This is a genomic window from Escherichia sp. KTE172 (assembly GCF_000408845.1).
GTDB lineage: Bacteria > Pseudomonadota > Gammaproteobacteria > Enterobacterales > Enterobacteriaceae > Escherichia > Escherichia coli.
In genome coordinates, this window is sequence record NZ_KE137316.1 from 3,968,800 (window position 1) to 3,993,090 (window position 24,291).

Annotated in this window: 21 protein-coding genes; 6 read left to right on the forward strand and 15 right to left on the reverse strand. The window is 49.9% G+C overall.

The genetic code is table 11. The annotated features are described in order from the left end of the window. The first annotated feature begins 21 nt into the window (after positions 1-21). The gene (locus tag G434_RS05470; RefSeq protein ID WP_000277889.1) at positions 22-1,251 is read left to right on the forward strand and encodes a polysaccharide deacetylase family protein; all 1,230 of its coding nucleotides are present in this window, start codon (positions 22-24) and stop codon (positions 1,249-1,251) included. 3 nt (positions 1,252-1,254) lie between these two features. Here G434_RS05470 and panD read toward each other — a convergent pair whose 3' ends face one another. Then, positions 1,255-1,635, reverse strand: coding sequence for an aspartate 1-decarboxylase (gene panD / locus G434_RS05465; protein WP_000621515.1), 381 nt, complete (start codon positions 1,633-1,635; stop codon positions 1,255-1,257). A 273-nt stretch (positions 1,636-1,908) separates the two neighbouring features. Here panD and G434_RS05460 point away from each other — a divergent pair, with 273 nt between their 5' ends. Together G434_RS05460 and G434_RS30825 are read left to right on the forward strand one after the other, a co-directional pair. Beyond that, positions 1,909-2,853 (forward strand): Rpn family recombination-promoting nuclease/putative transposase, encoded by a 945-nt coding sequence (locus G434_RS05460; RefSeq protein WP_000339900.1) that lies wholly within the window; start codon positions 1,909-1,911, stop codon positions 2,851-2,853. Between the two features lie 68 nt (positions 2,854-2,921). After that, positions 2,922-3,137 (forward strand): RpnC/YadD family protein, encoded by a 216-nt coding sequence (locus tag G434_RS30825; protein WP_000404121.1) that lies wholly within the window; start codon positions 2,922-2,924, stop codon positions 3,135-3,137. Between the two features lie 81 nt (positions 3,138-3,218). On the opposite strand, the gene panC is transcribed toward G434_RS30825, so the two are convergent. The 14 genes from panC to thpR form a co-directional block, all read right to left on the reverse strand. Continuing rightward, entirely contained in the window at positions 3,219-4,070 is an 852-nt protein-coding gene (gene panC / locus G434_RS05450) for a pantoate--beta-alanine ligase (protein WP_000905382.1), read from the reverse strand. Between the two features lie 11 nt (positions 4,071-4,081). Further along, the gene (panB, locus tag G434_RS05445) at positions 4,082-4,876 is read right to left on the reverse strand and encodes a 3-methyl-2-oxobutanoate hydroxymethyltransferase (protein WP_000805471.1); all 795 of its coding nucleotides are present in this window, start codon (positions 4,874-4,876) and stop codon (positions 4,082-4,084) included. A gap of 113 nt (positions 4,877-4,989) precedes the next feature. Beyond that, positions 4,990-6,240 carry a fimbrial-like adhesin gene (locus G434_RS05440; protein ID WP_000833494.1) on the reverse strand — a complete coding sequence of 417 codons (1,251 nt, stop codon included), beginning with the start codon at positions 6,238-6,240 and terminating at the stop codon, positions 4,990-4,992. 51 nt (positions 6,241-6,291) lie between these two features. Beyond that, a complete protein-coding gene (locus G434_RS05435; RefSeq protein WP_001178095.1) occupies positions 6,292-6,891 on the reverse strand; it encodes a fimbrial-like protein in 600 nt (199 codons plus the stop codon). Between the two features lie 13 nt (positions 6,892-6,904). Continuing rightward, positions 6,905-7,465 carry a fimbrial protein gene (locus G434_RS05430; RefSeq protein ID WP_000594819.1) on the reverse strand — a complete coding sequence of 187 codons (561 nt, stop codon included), beginning with the start codon at positions 7,463-7,465 and terminating at the stop codon, positions 6,905-6,907. Between the two features lie 18 nt (positions 7,466-7,483). Then, positions 7,484-10,084 (reverse strand): outer membrane usher protein, encoded by a 2,601-nt coding sequence (locus tag G434_RS05425; protein ID WP_001309220.1) that lies wholly within the window; start codon positions 10,082-10,084, stop codon positions 7,484-7,486. A 34-nt stretch (positions 10,085-10,118) separates the two neighbouring features. Further along, complete coding sequence (locus tag G434_RS05420; protein WP_024174652.1) at positions 10,119-10,853, reverse strand: fimbrial chaperone; 735 nt, start codon at positions 10,851-10,853, stop codon at positions 10,119-10,121. Between the two features lie 89 nt (positions 10,854-10,942). Further along, entirely contained in the window at positions 10,943-11,515 is a 573-nt protein-coding gene (locus G434_RS05415; protein ID WP_000038432.1) for a fimbrial protein, read from the reverse strand. A 348-nt stretch (positions 11,516-11,863) separates the two neighbouring features. Next, positions 11,864-12,343 carry a 2-amino-4-hydroxy-6-hydroxymethyldihydropteridine diphosphokinase gene (folK, locus tag G434_RS05410; protein WP_000215130.1) on the reverse strand — a complete coding sequence of 160 codons (480 nt, stop codon included), beginning with the start codon at positions 12,341-12,343 and terminating at the stop codon, positions 11,864-11,866. After that, positions 12,340-13,737 (reverse strand): polynucleotide adenylyltransferase PcnB, encoded by a 1,398-nt coding sequence (gene pcnB / locus G434_RS05405; protein ID WP_071604883.1) that lies wholly within the window; start codon positions 13,735-13,737, stop codon positions 12,340-12,342. Before pcnB ends, folK begins: the two co-directional genes overlap by 4 nt. Before the next feature lie 59 nt (positions 13,738-13,796). Further along, complete coding sequence (gluQRS, locus tag G434_RS05400; protein WP_001309223.1) at positions 13,797-14,693, reverse strand: tRNA glutamyl-Q(34) synthetase GluQRS; 897 nt, start codon at positions 14,691-14,693, stop codon at positions 13,797-13,799. 66 nt (positions 14,694-14,759) lie between these two features. Continuing rightward, on the reverse strand, positions 14,760-15,215 hold the full coding sequence (dksA, locus tag G434_RS05395; protein ID WP_001155227.1) for an RNA polymerase-binding protein DksA: 456 nt from the start codon (positions 15,213-15,215) through the stop codon (positions 14,760-14,762). Positions 15,216-15,392: 177 nt separating this feature from the next. Then, positions 15,393-16,097, reverse strand: coding sequence for a DNA/RNA nuclease SfsA (gene sfsA, locus G434_RS05390; protein ID WP_000396050.1), 705 nt, complete (start codon positions 16,095-16,097; stop codon positions 15,393-15,395). Between the two features lie 14 nt (positions 16,098-16,111). Further along, entirely contained in the window at positions 16,112-16,642 is a 531-nt protein-coding gene (gene thpR / locus G434_RS05385; protein ID WP_001294685.1) for an RNA 2',3'-cyclic phosphodiesterase, read from the reverse strand. Between the two features lie 73 nt (positions 16,643-16,715). On the opposite strand from thpR, the gene hrpB reads away from it, so the two are divergent. The 3 genes from hrpB (at position 16,716) to fhuA (ending at position 24,251) form a co-directional block, all read left to right on the forward strand. After that, positions 16,716-19,145 carry an ATP-dependent helicase HrpB gene (gene hrpB / locus G434_RS05380; RefSeq protein WP_001309224.1) on the forward strand — a complete coding sequence of 810 codons (2,430 nt, stop codon included), beginning with the start codon at positions 16,716-16,718 and terminating at the stop codon, positions 19,143-19,145. A gap of 93 nt (positions 19,146-19,238) precedes the next feature. Beyond that, on the forward strand, positions 19,239-21,773 hold the full coding sequence (gene mrcB, locus G434_RS05375) for a bifunctional glycosyl transferase/transpeptidase (RefSeq protein ID WP_000918166.1): 2,535 nt from the start codon (positions 19,239-19,241) through the stop codon (positions 21,771-21,773). Between the two features lie 219 nt (positions 21,774-21,992). After that, the gene (fhuA, locus tag G434_RS05370) at positions 21,993-24,251 is read left to right on the forward strand and encodes a ferrichrome porin FhuA (protein ID WP_000124395.1); all 2,259 of its coding nucleotides are present in this window, start codon (positions 21,993-21,995) and stop codon (positions 24,249-24,251) included. Positions 24,252-24,291 lie beyond the last annotated feature (40 nt).

The window sequence follows — 24,291 nt, forward strand, 5'->3', positions numbered from 1 at the left end:
TTCACCCTCGGTTATTTTTTCATGTACAAACAAGCTGTTATTCTCCTGCTGATGCTGTTTACCGCAAGTGTCAGTGCCGCGTTACCTGCCCGTTATATGCAAACCATCGAAAATGCTGCGGTCTGGGCGCAAATTGGCGACAAGATGGTGACGGTGGGGAATATTCGGGCCGGACAAATCATTGCCGTGGAGCCCACTGCCGCAAGTTATTACGCATTTAATTTTGGCTTTGGTAAAGGGTTTATCGATAAAGGTCATCTCGAGCCGGTTCAGGGGCGACAAAAAGTTGAAGATGGTTTGGGTGACCTCAACAAGCCGCTGAGTAATCAGAACTTAATAACCTGGAAAGATACGCCGGTCTTCAACGCGCCGAGTGCGGGCAGTGCGCCGTTTGGGGTACTGGCGGACAATTTGCGCTACCCAATTTTGCATAAACTGAAAGACAGGTTAAATCAAACCTGGTATCAGATCCGTATTGGCGATCGACTGGCCTATATCAGCGCGCTGGATGCCCAACCCGATAATGGCCTGCCGGTGCTAACCTATCACCATATTCTGCGCGACGAAGAAAATACCCGTTTTCGCCATACTTCGACGACCACCTCGGTACGCGCTTTCAATAACCAGATGGCCTGGCTGCGCGACAGGGGATACGTGACACTGAGCATGGCGCAACTGGAAGGTTACGTGAAGAATAAGATCAATCTCCCTGCGCGAGCGGTGGTGATTACCTTTGATGATGGCCTAAAGTCGGTGAGCCGCTATGCGTATCCTGTGTTGAAACAATATGGCATGAAGGCGACGGCGTTTATTGTTACCTCGCGCATCAAACGTCACCCGCAGAAGTGGGACCCAAAATCGCTGCAATTTATGAGCGTTTCTGAACTTAACGAAATTCGCGATGTATTTGATTTCCAGTCACATACCCATTTTTTGCATCGGGTGGATGGTTATCGCCGACCCATATTACTGAGCCGTAGTGAGCACAATATCCTGTTTGATTTTGCACGTTCACGCCGCGCTCTGGCGCAATTTAATCCGCATGTCTGGTATCTTTCGTATCCGTTTGGCGGATTTAATGACAAAGCCGTGAAGGCAGCAAAAGAAGCCGGATTTCACCTGGCGGTGACAACCATGAAAGGCAAAGTAAAACCGGGGGATAATCCGTTGTTACTAAAACGACTTTATATCTTAAGAACGGATTCGCTGGAGACAATGTCGCGGCTGGTGAGTAACCAGCCGCAGGGGTGATTATCAGGCAACCTGTACCGGAATGGCTTTCGCGGTACGTTTCATTTCGTTGTCGCCTTCAAAATAGGCGACGTTGGGCCGCCAGGTGCGAGCTTCTTCATCTGGCATGGTAACGAAGCTGGCGATGATGACAATATCGCCGACGCTGGCGCAGTGGGCCGCCGCACCGTTAACGGAAATAATTCTCGAACCGCGTTCTGCCGCGATGGCATAAGTGGAGAAACGCTTGCCGTTGGTGACATTCCAGATATCAATGGCTTCGTTTTCGAGAATACCGGCTGCGTCAAGAAAATCCTGGTCAATGGCGCAAGAACCTTCATAGTGCAGGTCCGCATGAGTCACTTTCACGCGGTGGAGTTTGCCCTGCAGCATCGTGCGAATCATAACTTCTACCTTTCTACCCTGTCGTTAACGAAGCAGGCGATGCCTGCTTTGAGGAAATTCTCACGCAGTATTGCCCGATTTTTGTTTAGTGTCTACTCATCTGACGGCATTTGCATCAGCAGTTTGCGTACCGTGCCGAAGCGTGCCATGTAACGCCTGTAACCAATTGAAATTTCTCTGAACGCTGCTCGGTAAACAATAAAGAGGCGGCTGACGACGGCGCGCCTTGACTGGATACTGCCTTCACGCAAGACAACACGGAAGGCAGGGAAGATGGATGCACCGAGTACCACACCGCATGACGCGGTATTTAAACAATTTTTAATGCATGCGGAAACGGCTCGTGACTTTCTGGATATCCATTTGCCAGCGGAACTACGCGAACTGTGTGACCTCGACACGCTGCATCTTGAGTCGGGGAGTTTTATTGAAGAAAGCCTGAAAGGGCACAGCACTGACGTGCTCTATTCCGTGCAAATGCAGGGTAATCCCGGTTATTTGCATGTGGTGATTGAACATCAAAGCAAGCCGGATAAGAAAATGGCCTTTCGCATGATGCGTTATTCTATTGCTGCCATGCACCGGCATCTGGAGGCGGATCACGATAAGCTGCCGCTGGTGGTGCCGATTCTGTTTTATCAGGGCGAGGCCACACCTTATCCGCTCTCAATGTGCTGGTTTGATATGTTTTACTCGCCGGAGCTGGCGCGACGCGTTTACAACAACCCTTTCCCGCTGGTGGATATCACCATCACACCGGATGACGAAATCATGCAGCATCGGCGGATTGCGATTCTCGAACTACTGCAAAAACATATTCGCCAGCGCGACTTAATGTTATTGCTGGAGCAACTGGTCACGCTGATTGACGAAGGGTACACTAGCGGAAGTCAGTTAGTTGCCATGCAAAACTATATGCTGCAACGCGGTCATACTGAACAAGCGGATTTGTTTTATGGTGTGCTGAGAGACAGGGAAACGGGAGGGGAGTCTATGATGACGCTGGCGCAGTGGTTTGAAGAGAGGGGAAGACAGGAAGGAAGACAGGAGGTAAGACAAGAGGTAAGACAAGAGGTAAGACAAGAGGTAATACAGGAAGTAACACAGGAAGTAAGTCAGGAATTCGCCCAGCGTCTTCTGAGTAAAGGAATGTCTCGGGAAGACGTTGCAGAGATGGCAAATTTACCCCTTGCCGAGATTGATAAGCTGATTAACTAAGTTGTCTGCATCATCAGTTATAGCCAGATAATTGTTATTGTTAACTGACCAGATAATTAAGGGAACCTATGGAAATAAAGACACGGAGAGAAACCAGGCAGACGTTGGCGCAGTGGTTTGAAGAGAAGGGATTTCAGAAGGGATTTCAGAAGGGATATAAAGAGGGACTCCGGAAGGTAAGGCTGGCACAGCGTCTTCTGAGTAAAGGAATGTCTCGGGAAGACGTTGCAGAGATGGCAACTTTATCTCTTACAGAGGTTGATAAGCTAATTAACTCTAACTAAGTTGTCTGCGTTATGAATTATCGCTTACAGATAACATGGCAATGAATAACTGGCGCCATCAGCCGTAGCGCCAGTTAAGTATTACACCAGCTCGACTATTTTGTTGTCGATCAGGCGGGCATCGCCAAGCCAGGCGGCTACCAGAATCACTGCACGTTTGCTGTTTTCAGAGACCTCCAGCAAGGTGTCGGCATCACGAATCTGAATATCATCGGCGCGGAAGCCTTTTTCATTCAGTTCTTGCCCGGCAATAGTAATAATTTCATCGAGATCCCGTTCGCCAGCCTGCAATTTGTCGGCAATCGAACTTAAAACCTTGTACAGACCAGGCGCAATTTTGCGTTGTTCCGCCGTCAGATAACCGTTACGGGAACTCAGCGCCAGACCGTCTTTGGCGCGCATAATTGGCACACCGACAATCTCAATATCAAAGCCCATATCAGCAACCATTTTGCGGATCAGCGCCAGTTGCTGAAAATCTTTTTCACCGAAGCAGGCGATGTCCGGCTGGACCAGATTGAACAGCTTGCTGACGATAGTCGAAACGCCGCGAAAATGTCCCGGACGGCTGGCACCTTCCAGCATGGTAGAAAGACCGGGAACATCAACATAGGTGTGGGTTTCTGTACCGTTCGGGTAGATCTCTTTTACCGAAGGGGCGAAAACTAAATCCACTTTGCGCTTGTTCAGCTTTTCGCAGTCCTCTTGCAAGGTCCGTGGATAACGTGCCAGATCTTCCGGGCGGTCGAACTGCATCGGGTTAACGAAAATACTGACGACGACCACATCGGCGCGGGCTTTGGCTTCGTCGACCAGCTTCATATGGCCGTCGTGCAGGTTACCCATGGTGGGCACCAGCGCCACGCGCTTACCTTCCATACGCAGGCGGCGGATTTGCTGACGCAGCAGCGGCAGGGTTTCGATAATTAACACAACGTCACTCCTTAATGGAAACTGTGTTCTTCGCCCGGATAAACGCCGGACTCCACTTCAGCCATATACTGCCGCACAGCCGCGCGGATGTCGCCCGTTTCGGCGAGGAAATTTTTGGCGAATTTAGGAATATGACCGCCGGTAATGCCGAATGCGTCGTGCATCACGAGAATTTGCCCGTCAGTGACGTTGCCTGCGCCAATGCCAATAACCGGGATCGCCAGTGCTTCGGTAATACGTTTTGCCAGTTCAACCGGCACGCACTCCAGTACCAGCAGTTGTGCCCCAGCAGCTTCTAAAGCTAATGCATCGCTGAGCAGTCGATCGGCCGCTTCATCGCCGCGCCCCTGGACTTTGTAGCCACCGAAAATATTCACTGACTGTGGGGTTAAACCTAAGTGACCACAAACAGGAACGGCACGTTCGGTCAGCATTTGTACGGTTTCTACCAGCCACTCACCGCCCTCAATTTTGACCATGTTGGCACCGGCACGCATGACAGTCGCGGCGTTTTCAAAGGCTTGTTCTGGTGTGGCATACGCCATAAACGGCAGATCAGCCAGCAGCAGACAGTTTGGCGCACCGCGACGTACAGCAGCAGTGTGGTAGGCGATATCGGCAACGGTAACTGGCAGAGTTGAGTCATGCCCCTGAACCGTCATGCCCAGTGAATCGCCAACCAGCATGACGTTAAGCCCTTCATCGGCAAACAGTTTTGCGAAGCTATAGTCGTAAGCGGTGATGGTCGCGAAACGTTTTTTTTCTTGTTTGCATTTTTGCAATGAAGCAATAGTGGTTGGTTTCATAACGTATCCTGATAAGTAATGTCGTGCTGTCTGGCATTTTATCAGTCACATTGGTGGGGGCAATGATTTATCAATTACAGCACCGCCAGATGATGGCGGTGCGGTTAAACCTGTTACTCGTAGGTGACCTGGAATGTACTGGTAGCCTTAAATCCGCCGGGTTTCACAGTTGCATTACCATCGCGTTTTAATGTTGCCTGAAATTTCAGGTCCTGGGTTGTAGTACGACCGTTGGCATTAGGATAATCTGGGTTATAAATTCCATTGTTTTCTCCAGGATCATCTTCAGCATCGTTATAGCTTGATGTCTCATCATTTGGCTTAAGCGTGAAATTTTGTGAATTTTTGCTGTTGGGTAACCCTTCAATAAGTACTCCGGCACCTTTTGCATCATCGGTTCCTGTCAAAGTATTACCAAGCAACAGAGGATTATTCACTCCTACTACATTAGATTTTAGTTTTGTTTTAATACTGCTTATACGAACACAATTTTGTAGCGAGATCTGAAAATTAACAGGTGTTGCAGAATCTGAGGTGATCTGTCCAACAGTATATTCCCCGAGATTTACGGTTGATCGCGTTACGCTCTCACCCAAAAGGATAGACGTAAAGCATGTTGGCAGTTGGATATTGATGTCTGTTAAATTAAAATTGATTTTTAGCATCTTAGATGCACTTACATTTGGAACCCCTGGCCCTTCATTTGCGAATGAATACAAATAATCACCAGTATGTTTTAATTGCACGTTAGTATTTGGAGCAGGGTTAAAACTGCTGTCGGTATAGAATTCCACCGTGGCATCGTGCAAAAGACCTCCGACTGCTTGATACCTGGAAGTATTACATTGACCTCGTATATAATCACCCGTAATAGAAAATTGTACAGTGTGCCAGCCATCGTCTCCAACGTATATATCTGGAGAGCTTGAGCGAAGTTCATACGACCAGAATCTATTGAGCATTAACGTATAATATAGACCGGTTACATTAGTTTCATATAATCTGTGCCCATCTGCCATTTTTCCTGAGTCAACCATGTTATGCCGGACAGTAATTGGCATACCGCTGGAATTATTTTTTGAAGTACAATATACAAACCCACGGCTACTTGATGTGTCCAGTTCACTCCAATATAATTTTATTTTTGCATTGGTCGGTGTGGTGGATGTTGGATTATAAAATACAATATTGTTTACTCCACCAACCGGATAGGAAAATGATATTAGTTTATCGCCTGATGGGCCATTAAGGTTTCCTACGCCAGCATCGTCACCGACCATAAAAGTAAGATTTTCAGCATTTACATTATTAATGCTGGCTGTGATAATCCATAAAAAAAGAAAGTATCGGAACGCTGACTTCATCTTATCACTCCTTTGAAAAAATAATATTTGTAGATGCGTTATGTCTGGCATTTATTGATAATAAATATCAACTAATACATTGCTGGTGACAAATCCTGCACCAACGGGAAGTAACGGATCAATTTTTTGCATTCGTGTATAAAATTGCCACGATGAATTATTCATGTTTGCAGAGGCAACTGGCCAGACTGTGCGAAACTGCCCTGTTGGTGACAGCACATTCACTGTGTCCGATGACTGATTATTTTGGCTAAAAATCACGATTCCTACATTTTGTGCACCGCCGACATGATTATTGGCGAATATCTGTTGGCTACCAGTGGCCATTACACCACTGACAGGTTTAAATTCTATATGCAACTGGCTTGATGTTGTGCCAGCGGAGGGGCAATCTTTTACTGTCACAGTAAAGGTCTTTCCGCCTGGATAATTATCTTCCGCACTAACATTACTGGCAAAATATCCCACTCCAACAGTGCCAAGGTTAACCAACCCCTGGTTGCTGATTTCGCTTTGACAAGTTCTGTTTTCAACAGTGGTCATAACGTTTAGGCCAATGTTATCCGTGATGGCTATAGAAAACGTGCTGAATAATAATAAGCTCAGAGTAATGCTTGCAAATATCCCATAATGTAATGATTTCATCTGCATTATTATTATCCTTTTATTCGTAGGTGAAATTGAATGTCGCAAGTGCTTTAAAATTACCTGCTCTTCCTGAACCTGGTCGGGTTTCGCGAAGTGCTACCGTCATCTCAAGTTCCGGTTTTGTTAATCCCTCTCCCCAGGAAATCTTTTTAGAACCATCTGGGGGAATAAATTCAGTGTCAGAGGCATTTCGAAGTTTAATCCCCATAGCAATATATTCTGTGGTGGATGAATTATCTGAAGTTAATGGAGAAATTAAATAGGGTAACTCTACTGAAGGATTCCCTGCCAGCGATGTCGTAATCTTGCCTATGTTACCATCACAATTAGCGACCAGTTTAAAGTCGGCTTGTGCTTCTGGCATCTTGTTTATGATTTTATCCAGAGCAACATTTAATATCCGTAGCGTGTACTGATTATTGCCATCAGCGGTGACGCGTGTCCCTTCCAGAGTGATATTACATGTCGTGCCTTTGATTGTGGCAACAAAATCAACATTAATATCTTGTGCCAGTGCGCCGGGCAGTAAAAAAATGCCTGCCAGGAGTACTATTTTATACCGTGTGTTTTTTATCATTGTCATCTCTCTTTCGTATTATTGGAGCTGGCAAAGAATATTATTGAGAATAATCGTTTGCTGGATTTTCTCCGATGTCACATTGGGTTGCTGGTACTGCGCAATACAGGTTTTGGGCATGCTGGCTTCCAGCCAGGTGATTTTTATCGTGCCCTGCTGCTGAATACCGCGAACAAATGCCTGCCCGCCCTGCCCAACGTTGCCAATGATTGCATTTGTTTCATCATGAATATCGGCGGCGAAGGGGATACCTTTTCCGTCACTGCGTTTGATATTCATAATCGCAGATTGTCCCTGATTGGTTTCAAAACCAGCAAAGATAACCGAGCCCTGGCGTGGTACGGCAACCGTACTGGTGCTCTTCATTTCGATGTCGTTTTCCAGGTTTTCAGTGTCCAGAGCAATTTTGTTTTCCTGGTATGGTGAAAGAGCACTGGTTACGCCATATCCCCAACGGTCAACGGTATTGTTGCCGTAGTTAATACGCGCCCCTTTTGCACCCGGTGCTTTAACCAAAGCAATGGTGTCATTATCACTGAAACTGTCGTTGCTGAACGTCAGTCCTCCGCTGTGCAACACAAATCCACCATCTGTATTAACGGAGTACTGGCGGTTATTATCGCTGGTAGCAGAGACTGACCCAGCTAGCGTTCCCCATGGCGATTCATAGCTGGCATAACCCCCGATGTTGCTGAGATCTTTGCCGGTTTTATTCATCCCATAACCCGCGTTCACGCTATAGCTCACGCGGTTATCGTTGCTATAACCGCTACTGCTCATGTTGAACTGATTATTACCATCCATATTGGTACTAAGTTGTGTATCAATACTTTGGAAACCGGAATCACGGTGCTCCGTACCCATCAGCTTTTCGATAGGTATCGAAAAGCTGAGGTAAATACTGTTTTCTGTTTGGCTGTACTCATCCCAGGATCGTTGAGCGCTGATACTGTAGCTTCCCCATGAAGCGCTGTTACTGTAGCCGACCGAATAGTTGCTACGGCTCTTACTGCCCCCCCAGTAATCAGACCAGCTTCCAGAGGTATAGAACGAGCCATAATCATCCTTCCCAAAGCGTAGCGGTTGGTTAATGCTTACGGTGAACTGGTTTTTCATGCGCCCGTAGTTGCGCATAGTTTTGGGATCAAGATCCTGAGTGGGATGTTCAACTTCATCAATAAGTGTTAATGCATCATTCAGGCCCAGATAGTCCTGCGTGGAGTAGCGGTAAGCCGCGATGTTTAATGATGTATCTGTCAGGTCAAAAAATTTGTTCCAGGAGATGCGATAGCTTTGCCCCTGGTACCTTTTATCATCCGGTATATCGACACTGGAGTGGGTGACATCGAAGGAAATTGCGCCGACTGAAGTATTCATCCCAATGCCAAGTAAACCTGCAGCATAATGATTATCTGTGACCTGAAAACCAGTATAGCCAGTGAACAGGTTACTTAAACCACGGTAATAGGTCGCTTGTAGTAAGTTTGGTTCATGATGCAAGTCGTCTTTATTAATTTGCCCGCCGCTGATATCCCAGCGAGAAACACCCGGGCGCAGCATTTGAATTACTGAAGAAAATGGCTGAGAAAATGTACGCTTGCTGCCATCAGCTTCTTCAATGGTTACGATAAGATCGCTGCCATACCCTGACGGGCTGAGATCATCAATGACAAAAGGTCCCGGTGGAACAGTGGTTTCATAAATTTTGTATCCACTCTGGGTGATGCTGACTTTGGCGTTAGTATTTGCTACACCACGAATTGTCGGGGCGAAGTTTGCCAATACAGGCGGCAGCATTCGGCTGTCGCTGTATAAGCGAATGCCGCGGATACTAACGGAGTCGAACGTTTCACCTGTGGTGTAGGATTCCCCCATAATGAGCTGCGAGCGGATAGCGGTAATGTCGCGCTGGACGTAGCGATTCATAAACTCAACATTGCTTCCCGCGTCGTTTCTCCAGCTATAGTTACCGCTGCTACGCAGACGCCAGGCCCCTAAATTGACGCCACCATTGAACGATGTATAAACGCTATCATTTGTATAATTTGAATTTTCACTGCGATAAGCGTTGATGTTATAAGACAGCGTAGCCGCGTTAATGCCATTTTCCCAAAGTGATGGGTCCACATAGTTTTGATAATTCTTCATCACCCATGCCTGGGGAACATTGATATCCAGACGTTGTTCAGAGGGGTCATAGTTCACTGAGGATTTAGGTATGGCTAACGACAGGTCAAGACAGTTGCCAAGCGTTTCATCCCGTGGAAGAAGGATAGTATTTTCCTCGTCTGCCGGGGGTGTCTTGATATGCAGTTGTAGTAGATTTTTCAGGGTAATACAGGCTTGAGCATTCTTTTTATCGGGGATCGCGATAAAGGGGATCTCCAGGTTAGCAACAGGTTGCTCGTTAACATAGATGCTAACATCGTAAACACCAGGCAAAGTCGGGTTGCCATCGCTATAGCGGCTAACATCAATACTGGAAGCGTTGCCACCCATTAAAAAGGTAGGGTCATACTCAACACTTTCGGCTCCGATGGTAGCGCCGCTATACATGATTGAGCAATACATTGCGATACGCGTAAGATTATGGCGTTTAGTCGATGTCTTTGTTTTCATTACATTGGCTTCCTGCTGCATAAGGTCCCTGGTCTTACAAATTGACATCGCCTTCAATTGCGCCGCCAAAATCATTAATCGCGGAGAAATGTACCTTTCCTGACGTTGCTTTCCCGCCTGAACCGCTTATGGTGAAAATCTCTTCGCTTTTCGGTGCAACCATTTTTACATTGAGCGGGTTCGACTTACCGCCAGCGATTAACTCTGCACTGTTGAAAGAGACGTAATAAGATGTTGGGTTATATACACTCAGGCCAGACTTCCCTTCAGCCCATTTCCATTTCAGGGCTAATGGTGCTTCAGACGGGTTACCGTTTAATCCTGCCGGACGATAGAACAGCTTGATACGGGTACGGAAAGCCAGTTGTAACAGGCTCTGATTCTCTACTTTTGAAGCATCTGGTTTTGGGGGCACTTCCAGCACGTTAAACCAGAATACGCTTTCTTTGTCGCTGGGGAGTACGGTGCTGCCGGTATACATCAATTTGATGGTTTGACCGCGTTTAGCATCAATACGTGAAACGGGAGGTGTTGCCGTAAATGGTACATTAATGCTTCCCGGCTCAGCGTTATCGTCACCGGTATCCAGCCAGCTTTGTACTAACAGATGGCTATTGCCTTTATTCTCCAGGCGTACGCTAACGCTTTTTTGATCACTTTTATAAATGACGCGTGTACCGGAAATAACAATATCAGCCATAACAGGCATACTAAATGCCATACTACTGGCAACACATAATGCGACAATATTCTTTTTATTTAACAAAATATACCATCCATGACATGAATTGTTTTCAAGACAAGGGGGCGACAATAGGTGTCGCACCCTTGTAGTAATTTAAATCACCAACGAATAACTTAATTGTAGGTGATGGTGTAAGCTGTGTTGGTTCTTACATAACCAGCCGTTGCTGGTGTTGAGTCGTCTTCACGAACATAGGAGGCTTTGAAGTCAAAGACTGCAACATTATTGGTTAATGCTTTAGTGTAAGCATCAGATGCATTATTAATTTTGACTTGTTTAACAGTGGTGCCGTCAATGTTGTGCAGGGCGATATTCACACCAGATGACGGGGTGGTGATGGACATATCGTTATTCAAAGTGCCACGACTGTTACCAAAGAAAACTGAACCGAATGTCAGAGTCGGTTGGCCTCCCGGAGTCGCTTTGCTGCAGTCTACAGTAATGCTAAACGGTTTCGCTTTGGCACCGACAGCAGTTTCAGATACACCAGCGGTAATTTCAGCAACCGTTGCAGTTTGCAGAAGAACCAGGCCATCTTGCTTGCCGCCATCAACTTTTGTTTCACAGGTGTTATCGCTAACCAAGCCACTGATGTTAATCTGACCACCGTCCATATCAGCAGAAGCAGTACCTGCAACCATTGCCAGCATAAGACCAGACAGGGCAAAACCTAATTTTTTAGACATAATAATCCTTGAATTATATTCCATGAGTTTAACTACAATCGGGTGCTTTCAGACAAAGAACCCCGATAGAGAAAAATAGATTGTTTTGTTAATGATGAATGTGAAGATTTACTGAATGTAACATCTGTTCATCACCAAGTGGGATATTGTGCATATTTAAATTTATATATCCACTTAATTCATCTTTAAGTAAAACTTAATGTACAAAGCGGGAAAAATATTGTATGTGAGGCGGAAGGTGTTAACGGGGTATATAATATTAATTATGGTTGTAGCTTAGGGAATATATTAATTGCAATGGGGTAAGGCTATTTTTCGGAATTTATTTATATTCATGAAATCATTAAATCACCATTTGTTTAATTCATGAAATTTATTTATTTTTAATAAATTTCCTAATACTGTTCCATCAGGAAACACCAGCTCCGGCGCAATTTCAAACAGCGGCCACAGCATAAATCCACGATTCTTCATATCGTAGTGCGGAACGGTCAGGCGTTCGGTATTTATTACTTCATTACCAAATAGCATGATGTCGAGATCCAGTGTGCGCGGCCCCCAGCGTTCCGCTTTACGGACGCGACCTTGTTGTAACTCAATACGTTGTGTGTGGTTGAGTAACTCTTCAGGTGCAAGAGAGGTTTCCAGCGCCACGGCTGCGTTTAAGTAATCGGGTTGATCTTGCGGCCCCAGCGGTGGAGTGCGGTAAAACGAAGAAACGGCAAGAATGTGGCTTTCAGGGATATCGCCTAATGCTTTCAGGGCAGCATTGACCTGCTCCAGCGGAGAGGCCAGATTGCTGCCTATGGCAATATACGCCACTGTCATGCGGTACCCTCACGACGCGGTGCGCGTTTGCGTGGACGACGAGAACGGCGACGCGGTGACGGCTCTTCATCCAGCTCGTTGAGCATCCCTTTTTGATCTGGTGGCGCGGAAACCTGGAACTCCCCCCACCATTTCACAAGACGCTGCAGTTCAGCGTTACGTTCAACTTCAGCTCGCAAGGCCAACAGGTCATAAGCAGCACGGAACTTAGGATGCTCCAGCAGTTTCCAGGCGCGTTTACCCTGACGTCGGGACATACGCAACTGCAACTGCCAGATATCGCGGGTTAACGTCGTCAGACGTTTCGGGATCGCCAGAGAACGGCAGGCTTCGTCCAGCACGTCGTTCATCGCCAGCGCGAAAGCGTCGTGATAGGTCAGGCCGCTTTCCTGGGCGATCTTCTGTGCCGTCTCCAGCAGTGGGTACCAGAACATGGCGGCAAACAGGAACGCCGGGTTCACGCGCATATCGTTATGGATACGCGTATCGGTATTCTTCAGCACCTGTTCAATGATCCGCTCCATCGGGCTGTCGCCATTTTCCGTGAAGTAGCGGGTAATGGTCGGGAACAGCGGCTGGAACAGGTGATATTCACACAGCAGATTATAGGTTTCGTAACCGTAGCCCGCTTGCAGCAGTTTCAAAGATTCTTCAAACAGACGTGCCGGTGGAATATCGTTCAGCAGGGTAGCGAGGCGAGGGATCGGTTCTGCGGTTTCAGGACTGATACGCATACCCAATTTGGCGGCAAAACGTACCGCGCGCAGCATCCGTACCGGATCTTCACGGTAGCGCGTTTCCGGGTTACCAATCAGACGGATAACGCCGTCTTTCAGATCCTTCATGCCGCCAACGTAATCACGGACGGTAAAATCCGCTACGCTGTAATACAGGCTGTTGATAGTGAAATCGCGGCGCTGGGCGTCTTCTTCGATGGAGCCGAAAATGTTGTCGCGCAGCAACATACCGTTTTGCCCGCGTTGGGAGGTCGTGCGGTCGCTGACGTTACCTTCGTGATGTCCACGGAAGGTCGCAACTTCGATAATCTCCGGGCCAAACATCACATGAGCCAGACGGAAACGGCGACCCACCAGGCGGCAGTTACGGAACAGTTTACGTACCTGTTCAGGCGTGGCGTTAGTGGTTACGTCAAAATCTTTCGGCTTTTTGCCAAGTAACAGGTCGCGCACGCCGCCGCCAACCAGCCAGGCTTCGTATCCCGCTTTATTGAGCCTGTACATTACCTTCAGGGCATTTTCACTGATATCTTTGCGGGAAATAGCATGCTGCTCACGCGGGATCACCGTCACCTGTGGACGGGCGACTGCCTGTTCAGCCTCGCTTTCCTCGCGGCTTAGCACCTTGCGGCAAAAATTAGCGACTCGGGTAAAAATAGTACACCTCGGTAGTGTCAAACATCATTCAGGACAAAAAAATAGCGGCTAATCATAGCTCAGCATGACGCATTTGAGAATGTTGAATTTACAATTGCCGACTCAGGCACTGCGGTGAGCCGCCAGTTTTTGACGGCTGACTGAAGGATTTGCTCGACGCTGAAATCCTGCCAGTGTGTTTCTACCTGCTGACCCAGAAAATGAAGTGCCGCGATTAACACCGGGCGTGGATCGCCTTTCGGCAACGCAGGCGCATGATTCTGCTTGGAAAGTTTAGCGCCTTGTGGATTAAGCGCCAGCGGTAAATGGATGTAATCTGGCACTTTCCAGCCAAAAAGCTGGTACAGCGAGATTTGCCGCACTGTCGGTTCGATCAAATCTGCCCCCCGGACAATTTCGCTCACGCCCTGGAAGTGATCATCCACCACCACCGCCAGGTTATAGGCAAACAAACCATCACGGCGATGAATAATAAAATCTTCCCGTGCCAGTTTTTCGTCGGCGTGAATAATGCCTCGCAGCAGGTCAGTAAACTGGGTGACCGGATGCTGCTGGCGGATACGTACTGCGGCGTTGTCTGGTCCATGATGCAATTCCCGGCAATGGCCGTCGTAAATACCGCCAATGCTTTGAATACGCGCACGCGTGCAGGTGCAGTAATAACTTAATCCTTGCTCATGTAACCAGGCGAGTGCTTCGCGATAGGCGTGGTGACGTTGCGATTGCCAGAGAACATCGCCGTCCCAGTGCAGGCCGTAATGTTCCAGCTGGCGCAGGATAGTATCTGCGGCACCGGGAACTTCACGAGGCGGGTCGATATCTTCAATGCGTACCAGCCAGCGACCGTGCCGGGCGCGAGCCTGTAAATAGCTGCCAAGCGCGGCAATCAGAGAGCCAAAATGAAGCTCGCCGGAAGGAGAGGGGGCAAAGCGGCCAATATAGTGTGTGTCTGTCATCTCGTTGAACAAAAAATAAGGCGGGAGCATTTCCCGCCTGTGGTAAACGTGATGGAACGGCTGTAATTAGCCAGCCATCTGTTTTTCGCGAATTTCAGCCAGCGTTTTGCAGTCGATGCACAGATCGGCTGTCGGGCGCGCTTCCAGACGGCGAATACCAATTTCAACACCGCAGGATTCGCAGTAGCCGAAATCTTCGTCTTCCACTTTTTTCAGCGTTTTCTCGATCTTTTTGATCAGCTTACGCTCGCGATCGCGGTTACGCAGTTCGAGGCTGAACTCTTCTTCCTGGGCTGCACGGTCTACCGGGTCCGGGAAGTTGGCTGCTTCATCCTGCATATGTGTAACGGTGCGATCGACTTCATCCCTGAGTTGATTACGCCATGCTTCCAGAATACGACGGAAGTGCGCCAGCTGGGCTTCATTCATATACTCTTCGCCCGGCTTCTCCTGATATGGTTCCACCCCAGCGATGGCGAGAATACTCAGGGACGATGTTTTACGGTTTTGCCCTTCTTGCATGTTGCTTCTCCTTAACACGCACTATCGATCCCCATGTTCGGGGGAAAAATGAGGCCGCTATAAATAGCAGATGCTTTTCCGGATAGCAATTATCTAAACGTAACACTTGACAACTGTGTGAGGAAAAGCGTATTTGCGCACGCGACCAGAATGTAAATTAACCAGTTACTTACTCTACTACAATGTAACCGGTAGTGATTTTTTAAGAGCCATGCCTTCGGCAGAAAGTTCCGCTTTGTAAGCCAGAATTTCTACCCCCCTCTGTTGAGCTTCTGACAATAGTTGCGCGTATTTCTCATCGATGTGGCGCGCGGGTGAAAACCGTGTAATGGCTGAATGCAGCACGGCAAAAAAGATAACCGCACGCTGGCCTTCAGCCGCTACGCTCATCAACTCCCGAAGGTGTTTCTGACCTCGTTCAGTGACCGCATCGGGAAAATATCCCTGTTCGTTTTCCGCTAACGTAACCGATTTCACTTCAATATAGCAGTCTGGACGCGAATCCGCCTGCAACATAAAGTCAATACGGCTGCGTTCTGCGCCGTATTTAACTTCGCTTTTCAGCGAGCTATAGCCTGACAGTTCTGAAATTGATTCATTAAGGATAGCCTCTTTCGTCAACCTGTTAGCCCAAAGCGTATTGACGCAAATAATTGCGCCGCTCTGGCTTTGAGTCAATTCCCAGGTGTGTGGGTATTTCCGTTTGGTGTTGTCTGAAGTCGAATACCAGACGGTATCGCCAGGCGTTGCACAACCGGTCATCGCACCCGTATTCGGGCAGTGTAGCGTTAATTCGCGACCATCGGGTGTGATCACATCGGCTAAAAAACGTTTGTAACGCTGAATTAGCGTCGCGCGCTGTAGAGGGGGAGAAAATTCCATTACGACAATCCTTGTTATTGCGTTAGCGCCCAGCGTTTTAGCGGCGTGTAGCGTGTGCGTCCACGCGCAAACGAGGAGGCGTAAAGGGTGAACTCCGTCACCGTATACGACCAGTTAAAACCTGGCGGCGGGATTGTCACCGCCTCGCTGGCGTCGCGCAATAAGGTAATATGTGGATGAAACGGACGATTGCTTTGAAAACAACCGCTGTGGGCAGCCTGTGAACGGAGCATATTCGCCAGCTGGATTAAGCCGCGTGGCGGCTGACGCATCCCTAACCACACCACACGCGAACGCAGCCATTGACCGGCGTCATCAAGCGTGAGTGTGAAACCCGGTTGACGAATCCGCCCGGCTAAAAGAGAAAGCGCCTTCTCTTTCTCGGCGCTCACTTCGCCTAAAAATGCCAGAGTCAGATGCAAATTATCGGCGGCGACCGGACGTCCCGCGTCAGGTGGGAAGTGTGTGGCGCGCCAGTGGATAATCTGTTCGCGGATTTCTGCAGGTAAGTCGATAGCAAAGAACAGCCGTTGCGGTTCAGACATGTGAGGCACTCGGTTATGAATTACCGCGATGCTACAATGTGGCGCGAAGAATGTTAACCCTCTGGAGCGTTTTGTGTCGTCGTTGCCCGTTGCTGCCGTCTTACCTGAGTTACTTGCTGCCCTCGATGGTGCACCGCAGGTGTTATTAACTGCGCCGACCGGGGCCGGGAAATCAACCTGGCTGCCGCTGCAACTGCTGGCGCATCCCGGCATTAACGGGAAAATTATCCTCCTGGAGCCGCGTCGTTTGGCGGCGCGTAACGTTGCGCAACGGCTGGCGGAGCTGCTTAACGAAAAGCCAGGCGATACCGTTGGCTACCGGATGCGTGCGCAAAACTGCGTCGGGCCGAATACCCGCCTGGAAGTGGTTACCGAAGGCGTGCTGACGCGCATGATCCAGCGTGACCCGGAACTGAGCGGTGTTGGATTGGTGATCCTCGATGAGTTTCATGAGCGCAGCTTGCAGGCGGATTTGGCGTTGGCGCTGTTACTCGATGTGCAACAAGGTCTGCGTGATGACCTTAAACTGCTGATTATGTCGGCTACGCTGGACAACGACCGCTTGCAGCAAATGCTGCCAGAAGCGCCCGTCATCATCTCAGAAGGGCGCTCGTTTCCGGTTGAACGCCGTTATTTACCACTGCCCACGCATCAGCGTTTTGACGAAGCCGTTGCGGTAGCCACCGCCGAAATGCTGCGTCAGGAAAGCGGATCATTACTGTTATTTTTACCTGGCGTCGGAGAAATTCAGCGTGTGCAGGAACAACTGGCTTCGCGCATCGGCAGTGATGTGTTGCTCTGCCCGCTGTATGGCGCGTTGTCGCTGAACGATCAGCGAAAAGCGATCCTTCCGGCACCGCAAGGAATGCGCAAAGTGGTGCTGGCGACCAATATTGCTGAAACAAGTTTAACCATCGAAGGTATTCGTCTGGTGGTGGATTGTGCCCAGGAGCGTGTGGCGCGTTTTGATCCGCGCACGGGGCTTACGCGGTTGATTACTCAACGCGTTAGTCAGGCATCCATGACGCAGCGTGCCGGGCGCGCCGGGCGTCTGGAGCCGGGTATCTGCCTGCATTTAATCGCCAAAGAACAAGCAGAACGCGCTGCCGCGCAAAGTGAACCGGAGATATTACAAAGCGATCTTTCCGGTTTGCTGATGGAATTACTGCAATGGGGATGCAGCGATCCGGCGCAGATGAGCTGGCTGGATCAACCGCCAGCAGTGAATTTACAGGCCGCGAAACGCCTGTTACGGATGCTGGGGGCGCTGGATGGCGAACGGCTAAGCGCGCAAGGGCAAAAAATGGCGGCGCTGGGTAACGATCCGCGTTTAGCGGCAATGCTGGTTAGCGCGAAGAGCGACGACGAAGCTGCTACCGCGGCAAAAATTGCCGCTATTCTCGAAGAGCCGCCACGGATGGGCAATAGTGACCTGGGCGTGGCGTTTTCGCGCAATCAACCAGCCTGGCAGCAACGTAGTCAGCAACTGTTAAAACGTTTAAACGTACGCGGCGGTGAGGCAGACAGTTCTCTTATCGCGCCGCTACTTGCCGGGGCGTATGCCGATCGCATTGCTCGTCGCCGTGGGCAAGATGGACGCTATCAACTGGCAAACGGCATGGGGGCGATGCTCGATGCCGACGATGCGCTAAGCCGCCACGAATGGTTGATCGCACCGTTATTATTGCAGGGCAGCGCCTCGCCGGATGCGCGGATTTTACTGGCGCTGCCGGTCGATATTGATGAGTTAGTACAACGCTGCCCGCAGCTGGTACAGCAGTCTGACACCGTGGAATGGGATGACGCGCAAGGTACGCTGAAAGCCTGGCGTCGGCTGCAAATCGGTCAGTTGACGGTGAAAGTGCAGCCACTGGCGAAACCGTCAGAAGACGAGTTGCATCAGGCGATGCTTAACGGCATTCGTGATAAAGGTTTAAGCGTGCTCAACTGGACGGCGGAAGCGGAACAGCTACGCTTGCGTTTGTTATGCGCCGCAAAGTGGTTGCCGGAATATGACTGGCCAGCGGTTGATGATGAGAGTTTGTTGGCGACGCTGGAAACGTGGCTACTGCCGCATATGAGCGGCGTGCATTCACTACGCGGCCTGAAATCACTCGACATTTATCAGGCACTACGCGGATTACTTGATTGGGGAATGCAGCAACGTCTGGATAGTGAATTGCCTGCGCATTACACTGTGCCGACGGGAAGCCGGATCGCCATTCGTTATCATGAAGATAATCCGCCCGCGCTGGCGGTGAGAATGCAGGAGATGTTTGGTGAGGCCACCAATCCGACGATCGCCCAGGGGCGCGTGCCGCTGGTGCTGGAGTTGCTTTCCCCTGCCCAAAGGCCGCTGCAAATCACGCGTGATTTGAGCGCCTTCTGGAAAGGAGCGTACCGTGAGGTGCAAAAAGAGATGAAAGGGCGTTATCCCAAACATGTCTGGCCGGACGACCCGGCAAACACAGCACCAACGCGACGAACGAAAAAGTATTCGTGAAGATCAAAGTAAATTTGAGAGATATCTTCTTCTGTCTTGCAACAGAAGAACAGAAAATCGGGCTTTTGCGCCTGAATATTGCGGAGAAAAAGCATGGCCGGGAATGACCGCGAGCCAATTGGACGCAAAGGGAAACCGACGCGTCCGGTCAAACAAAAGGTAAGCCGTCGTCGTTACGAAGATGACGATGATTACGACGATTATGATGACTATGAGGATGAAGAACCGATGCCGCGCAAAGGTAAGGGCAAAGGCAAAGGGCGTAAGCCTCGTGGCAAACGCGGCTGGCTATGGCTGCTGCTAAAACTGGCTATCGTTTTTGCCGTGCTGATCGCCATTTACGGCGTTTATCTCGATCAAAAAATTCGCAGCCGTATTGATGGCAAGGTCTGGCAATTGCCCGCGGCAGTTTATGGCCGGATGGTCAACCTTGAGCCAGACATGACCATCAGCAAGAACGAGATGGTGAAGCTGCTGGAGGCGACCCAGTATCGTCAGGTGTCGAAAATGACCCGTCCTGGCGAATTTACCGTGCAGGCCAACAGCATTGAGATGATCCGCCGTCCGTTTGATTTCCCGGACAGCAAAGAAGGGCAGGTGCGCGCGCGTCTGACCTTTGATGGCGATCATCTGGCAACGATCGTCAATATGGAGAACAACCGTCAGTTCGGTTTCTTCCGTCTTGATCCGCGTCTGATCACCATGATCTCTTCGCCAAACGGTGAGCAGCGTCTGTTTGTGCCGCGCAGTGGTTTCCCTGATTTGCTGGTGGATACTTTGCTGGCGACAGAAGACCGTCATTTCTACGAGCATGATGGGATCAGTCTCTACTCCATCGGACGTGCGGTGCTGGCAAACCTGACAGCCGGACGCACGGTGCAGGGTGCGAGTACGCTGACGCAACAGCTGGTGAAAAACCTGTTCCTCTCCAGCGAGCGCTCTTACTGGCGTAAAGCGAACGAAGCTTACATGGCGCTGATCATGGACGCGCGTTACAGCAAAGACCGTATTCTTGAGCTGTATATGAACGAGGTGTATCTCGGTCAGAGCGGCGACAACGAAATCCGCGGCTTCCCGCTGGCAAGCTTGTATTACTTTGGTCGCCCGGTAGAAGAGCTAAGCCTCGACCAGCAGGCGCTGTTAGTCGGTATGGTGAAAGGGGCGTCCATCTACAACCCGTGGCGTAACCCGAAACTGGCGCTGGAGCGACGTAATCTGGTACTGCGTCTGCTGCAACAGCAACAGATTATTGATCAAGAACTCTATGACATGTTGAGTGCACGTCCGCTGGGCGTTCAGCCGCGCGGTGGGGTAATCTCTCCACAGCCAGCCTTTATGCAGCTGGTGCGTCAGGAGCTGCAGGCAAAACTGGGCGATAAGGTAAAAGATCTCTCCGGCGTGAAGATCTTCACTACCTTTGACTCGGTGGCCCAGGACGCGGCAGAAAAAGCCGCCGTGGAAGGCATTCCGGCACTGAAGAAACAGCGTAAGTTGAGCGATCTTGAAACCGCGATTGTGGTTGTTGACCGCTTTAGCGGTGAAGTTCGTGCGATGGTCGGTGGTTCTGAGCCGCAGTTTGCGGGCTACAACCGTGCGATGCAGGCGCGTCGTTCGATTGGTTCCCTTGCAAAACCAGCGACTTATCTGACGGCCTTAAGCCAGCCGAAAATCTATCGTTTGAATACGTGGATTGCCGATGCGCCAATCGCGCTGCGTCAGCCGAATGGCCAGGTCTGGTCACCGCAGAATGATGACCGTCGTTATAGCGAAAGTGGCAGAGTGATGCTGGTGGATGCGTTGACCCGTTCGATGAACGTGCCGACGGTGAATCTGGGGATGGCGCTGGGGCTGCCTGCGGTTACGGAGACCTGGATTAAACTGGGCGTACCGAAAGATCAGCTGCATCCGGTTCCGGCAATGCTGCTGGGGGCGTTGAACTTAACGCCAATCGAAGTGGCGCAGGCATTCCAGACCATCGCCAGCGGTGGTAACCGTGCACCGCTTTCTGCACTGCGTTCGGTAATCGCGGAAGATGGCAAGGTGCTGTATCAGAGCTTCCCGCAGGCGGAACGCGCGGTTCCGGCGCAGGCGGCGTATCTGACACTATGGACCATGCAGCAGGTGGTACAACGTGGTACGGGGCGTCAGCTTGGGGCGAAATACCCGAACCTGCATCTGGCAGGGAAAACAGGGACTACCAACAATAACGTAGATACCTGGTTTGCGGGCATTGACGGCAGCACGGTGACCATCACCTGGGTAGGCCGTGATAACAACCAGCCGACCAAGCTGTATGGTGCCAGCGGGGCAATGTCGATTTATCAGCGTTATCTGGCTAACCAGACGCCAACGCCGCTGAATCTTGTTCCGCCAGAAGATATTGCAGATATGGGCGTGGACTACGACGGCAACTTTGTTTGCAGCGGTGGCATGCGTGTCTTGCCGGTCTGGACCAGCGATCCGCAATCGCTGTGCCAGCAGAGTGAGATGCAGCAGCAGCCGTCAGGCAATCCGTTTGATCAGTCTTCTCAGCCGCAGCAACAGCCGCAACAGCAACCTGCTCAGCAAGAGCAGAAAGACAGCGACGGTGTAGCCGGTTGGATCAAGGATATGTTTGGTAGTAATTAACGTCTAAGCGTGACATACCGGATGGCGAGTAGCCATCCGGTAAAATAACATCCCACCCAAAGTATTAACCCTTTCTTTTCATCTGGTTGTTTATTAACCCTTCAGGAACGCTCAGATTGCGTACCGCTTGCGAACCCGCCAGCGTTTCGAATATTATCTTATCTTTATAATAATCATTCTCGTTTACGTTATCATTCACTTTACATCAGAGATATACCAATGGCGCGTTCCAAAACTGCTCAGCCAAAACACTCACTGCGTAAAATCGCAGTTGTAGTAGCCACAGCGGTTAGCGGCATGTCTGTTTATGCACAGGCAGCGGTTGAACCGAAAGAAGACACTATCACCGTTACCGCTGCACCTGCGCCGCAAGAAAGCGCATGGGGGCCAGCTGCAACTATTGCGGCGCGACAGTCAGCTACCGGCACTAAAACCGATACGCCGATTCAAAAAGTGCCACAGTCTATTTCTGTTGTGACCGCCGAAGAGATGGCGCTGCATCAGCCGAAGTCGGTAAAAGAAGCTCTTAGCTACACTCCTGGCGTTGCCGTGGGAACTCGTGGCGCATCCAACACTTACGATTACCTGATCATCCGCGGATTCGCCGCTGACGGCCAAAGCCAGAACAACTATCTGAATGGCCTGAAGATGCAGGGCAACTTCTATAACGATGCAGTTATCGATCCGTATATGCTGGAGCGCGCCGAAATCATGCGTGGTCCGGTATCCGTGCTGTACGGGAAAAGCAGCCCTGGCGGCCTGTTGAACATGGTCAGCAAGCGCCCGACTACAGAACCGCTGAAAGAAATTCAGTTTAAAGCCGGTACTGACAGCCTGTTCCAGACTGGTTTTGATTTCAGTGATGCGCTGGATGATGACGGCGTTTACTCTTATCGTCTGACTGGTATTGCGCGTTCAGCCAATGCTCAGCAGAAGGGGGCAGAAGAGCAGCGTTATGCTATTGCTCCAGCGTTCACCTGGCGCCCGGATGATAAAACCAATTTCACTTTCCTTTCTTACTTCCAGAACGAACCGGAAACCGGTTATTACGGCTGGTTGCCGAAAGAGGGAACCGTTGAGCCGCTGCCGAACGGTAAGCGTCTGCCGACAGACTTTAATGAAGGGGCGAAGAACAACACCTATTCACGTAATGAGAAGATGGTGGGCTACAGCTTCGATCACGAATTTAACGACACCTTTACTGTGCGTCAGAACCTGCGCTTTGCGCAAAATAAAGTCTCGCAAAAGAGCGTATATGGCTACGGCATGTGCTCGGATCCGCTGTATACCAAAGACGACGATGCACTCAAGGCGAGTCCATGTTTAAGTATCCCGCAGTCAGAATGGAATCATACACTGACTCGTCAGTACGTTATCGATAATGAGAAATTAGAAAACTTCTCTGTTGATACTCAGTTGCAAAGTAAATTCGCAACCGGCTCGGTTGAACACACTCTGCTGACCGGCGTTGACTTTATGCGTATGCGTAATGATATTGACTCCTGGTTCGGTTACGCCGGTTCCGTTGCACCGTCTGATATCTATAATTTAGACCGTAGTGACTTTGATTTTGGTGCTCACCCGGATCCGTCGGGCCCATACCGCGTTTTGCTTAAACAGAAACAAACCGGTCTGTATGTTCAGGATCAGGCGCAGTGGGATAAGGTGCTGGTGACTCTGGGTGGTCGCTATGACTGGGCGGAACAGTCATCTTTCAACCGTGATTACGGTAATAAATCCGATCGTGATGACAAACAGTTCACCTGGCGTGGTGGCGTAAACTACCTGTTCGACAACGGGGTAACGCCTTACTTCAGCTACAGTGAGTCGTTTGAGCCAGCATCTTTGACAGATGCAAACGGTGATCTGTTTGCACCTTCGAAAGGCAAACAGTATGAAGTTGGTGTGAAATATGTGCCGGAAGATCGCCCAATTGTGCTGACGGGCGCACTGTATCAGCTTACCAAAACCAACAACCTGATGGCGGATCCGAATAATCCCAATTTCTCGATTGAAGGCGGTGAGATTCGCGCTCGTGGTGTAGAACTGGAAGCAAAAGCGGCGCTGTCGGCGAGTGTTAACGTGGTTGGTTCTTATACCTATACCGATGCGGAATACACTACCGATACTACCTACAAAGGCAATACGCCTGCACAGGTGCCAAAACACATGGCTTCGCTGTGGGCTGACTATACCTTCTTTGACGGTCCGCTTTCAGGTCTGACGCTGGGCACCGGTGGTCGTTATACTGGCTCCAGCTATGGTGATCCGGCTAACTCCTTTAAAGTGGGAAGTTATACGGTCGTGGATGCGTTAGTGCGTTATGATCTGGCACGAGTCGGCATGGCTGGCTCCAACGTGGCGCTGCATGTCAACAACCTGTTCGATCGTGAATACGTCGCCAGCTGCTTTAACACCTATGGCTGCTTCTGGGGCGCAGAACGTCAGGTCGTTGCAACCGCAACCTTCCGTTTCTAATTTCTCTTTTGGGGCACGGATTTCCGTGCCCGTTTCACAA

What these genes read in the sequence shown, in the direction of transcription:
- G434_RS05470 (WP_000277889.1), top strand. Translation starts at nt 22, where the DNA reads ATGTACAAACAAGCTGTTATTCTCCTGCTGATGCTGTTTACCGCAAGT.
- panD (WP_000621515.1), bottom strand. Translation starts at nt 1,635, where the DNA reads ATGATTCGCACGATGCTGCAGGGCAAACTCCACCGCGTGAAAGTGACT.
- G434_RS05460 (WP_000339900.1), top strand. Translation starts at nt 1,909, where the DNA reads ATGGATGCACCGAGTACCACACCGCATGACGCGGTATTTAAACAATTT.
- G434_RS30825 (WP_000404121.1), top strand. Translation starts at nt 2,922, where the DNA reads ATGGAAATAAAGACACGGAGAGAAACCAGGCAGACGTTGGCGCAGTGG.
- panB (WP_000805471.1), bottom strand. Translation starts at nt 4,876, where the DNA reads ATGAAACCAACCACTATTGCTTCATTGCAAAAATGCAAACAAGAAAAA.
- G434_RS05440 (WP_000833494.1), bottom strand. Translation starts at nt 6,240, where the DNA reads ATGAAGTCAGCGTTCCGATACTTTCTTTTTTTATGGATTATCACAGCC.
- G434_RS05435 (WP_001178095.1), bottom strand. Translation starts at nt 6,891, where the DNA reads ATGCAGATGAAATCATTACATTATGGGATATTTGCAAGCATTACTCTG.
- G434_RS05430 (WP_000594819.1), bottom strand. Translation starts at nt 7,465, where the DNA reads ATGATAAAAAACACACGGTATAAAATAGTACTCCTGGCAGGCATTTTT.
- G434_RS05425 (WP_001309220.1), bottom strand. Translation starts at nt 10,084, where the DNA reads ATGAAAACAAAGACATCGACTAAACGCCATAATCTTACGCGTATCGCA.
- G434_RS05415 (WP_000038432.1), bottom strand. Translation starts at nt 11,515, where the DNA reads ATGTCTAAAAAATTAGGTTTTGCCCTGTCTGGTCTTATGCTGGCAATG.
- folK (WP_000215130.1), bottom strand. Translation starts at nt 12,343, where the DNA reads ATGACAGTGGCGTATATTGCCATAGGCAGCAATCTGGCCTCTCCGCTG.
- gluQRS (WP_001309223.1), bottom strand. Translation starts at nt 14,693, where the DNA reads ATGACAGACACACACTATATTGGCCGCTTTGCCCCCTCTCCTTCCGGC.
- dksA (WP_001155227.1), bottom strand. Translation starts at nt 15,215, where the DNA reads ATGCAAGAAGGGCAAAACCGTAAAACATCGTCCCTGAGTATTCTCGCC.
- sfsA (WP_000396050.1), bottom strand. Translation starts at nt 16,097, where the DNA reads ATGGAATTTTCTCCCCCTCTACAGCGCGCGACGCTAATTCAGCGTTAC.
- thpR (WP_001294685.1), bottom strand. Translation starts at nt 16,642, where the DNA reads ATGTCTGAACCGCAACGGCTGTTCTTTGCTATCGACTTACCTGCAGAA.
- mrcB (WP_000918166.1), top strand. Translation starts at nt 19,239, where the DNA reads ATGGCCGGGAATGACCGCGAGCCAATTGGACGCAAAGGGAAACCGACG.
- fhuA (WP_000124395.1), top strand. Translation starts at nt 21,993, where the DNA reads ATGGCGCGTTCCAAAACTGCTCAGCCAAAACACTCACTGCGTAAAATC.